The sequence below is a fragment of the Mesorhizobium sp. M4A.F.Ca.ET.050.02.1.1 genome (assembly GCF_003997725.1).
Lineage (GTDB): Bacteria > Pseudomonadota > Alphaproteobacteria > Rhizobiales > Rhizobiaceae > Mesorhizobium.
Genome location: NZ_RZSG01001024.1, coordinates 1 through 1,822 on the forward strand (window position 1 = coordinate 1; position 1,822 = coordinate 1,822).

Annotated in this window: 1 protein-coding gene; it reads right to left on the minus strand. The window is 66.6% G+C overall.

The genetic code is table 11. The features are described from left to right. Positions 1-279: 279 nt before the first annotated feature. The coding region (locus EOA33_RS34500; protein WP_348628294.1) for an ABC transporter ATP-binding protein at positions 280-1,822 on the minus strand (1,543 nt) is incomplete at its 5' end.

The following is a 1,822-nucleotide window of genomic DNA, read 5'->3' on the forward strand; positions in this document are numbered from 1 at the left end:
AGGCGTATGACGCTTGTCCGCTGCAGCGCCGCGCTAACCAATCCGCTTGGCGCTGCAGCGGACAAATAGGGGGAGAACTGTTACCTATGTATCCGGTTCAAACTGTTACCCATCTATCGGCTGGACACTGGCTGCGACGGCGGCGACCCTCTTGCAACGCAGGTGATTGGCGAAATCAGCCATGACAGCGCCCCTCTCCCCGTCACTATACGGGGAGAGGACGCCGGCAGGCAGGTGAGGGGCGGCGCCGGCGTTCGAAATCAGAGGCAAACCCATGCTTTACGCCCTCCCCTCCACGCCGGTCATCATCAGGCCGAGCCTTGCGACGGTGGCGTCCGCACCGGCGAGTGTGCCGGCGATGCGGCCCTCATACATCACCGCGATGCGGTCCGAGAGCATTAGCAGTTCCTCGAGGTCCTCGCCGATGACGATGATGCCGCAGCCCTTGGCGCGCATGGCGAGGAACTTCTCGTGGATGAAGCGGGCAGCGCCGATGTCGAGGCCGCGCGTCGGCTGCGACACGATCAGCACTTTCGGATCGAAGGCGAGCTCGCGCGCCAGCAGTGCCTTTTGCAGATTGCCGCCGGAGAGCGCGCCAGCGCGCACCATCGGCCCCGGGCAGCGTATGTCATAGGCCTTGATCTGTTCCTCGGCGAAGGCGCGGATGGCGGACGGATTGAGCAGACCCTTGCGGCTGAACGCCTCGGTGCCGATGCGCGGCAGCACCATGGAATCGGCGAGCGGCAGATTGGTCACCAGCCCGGTCGTCATCCGGTCTTCCGGGATACGGCCAAGGCCGAGTGCCTGTACCGCGCGCGGCGAGAATTGCGCAACCGCTTTGCCGGCTATCGTCATCGCGCCGGCCTTCGGCGCCAGCATGCCGGAAATGACGTCGGCCAGCGCCCGCTGGCCATTGCCGGAGACGCCGGCGATGCCGAGGATCTCGCCTTCCCGCACCGAAAGCGACACATCTCGCAACGCGGTGCCGAGATGACCCGACGTGGAAATGCCGTCGAGGGTAAGCACCGTCGCGCCTGGCGTCGAGGGCCCTCTGGCCGGCGGCAAGATCTCGCGGCCGCACATCAATTGCGCCATGGCGGACGACGTCGTGTTGGCGGGGTCGTCGACGCGGCCCGCGACCTTGCCGTGCCGCAGCACCACGCAGCGATGCGTGAGTGCCCGTACTTCGTTGAGCTTGTGCGAGATGAAAATGATGCCGAGCCCCTGGCCCGCCATCGAGCGCAGGGCGGCGAACAGGCCGTCGACCTCACCTGGCGCCAGCACCGCCGTCGGCTCGTCGAGGATCAAAAGCTTCGCGCCGCGAAACAACGCCTTGATGATCTCCAGCCGCTGCTGCTCGCCGACCGACAGCGCCGAGACCGGCAGCGTCGGATCGAGGCTCAGCCCATGCTGGCGGCCGATCTCCTTCAGCCGCGCCAACCCGCCGGCGCGGTCGATGCGGCCCGACTTGCCCGGAATGCCGATCAGGAGGTTCTCGAGCACCGTGAGCCGCGGCGCCAGATGAAAATGCTGGTGCACCATGCCGATGCCGGCGGCGAGCGCGTCGGCCGAACTGTGGATGGCGACCGGCCGGCCCTCGACCAGTATCTCGCCGGCGTCAGGTGCATAGGCGCCGAACAGCACGTTCATCAGCGTCGTCTTGCCGGCGCCGTTCTCGCCAAGCAGCCCAAGGATCTCGCCCGGTGCGACGCTGAGATCCACGGCCTCGTTCGCCTTGACGGCCCCGAAGCTCTTGGTGATGCCGCGCATTTCGATGAGTGGGGCGGACAAGGGATACTCCTGGTACCCCTCCCCCTTGAGG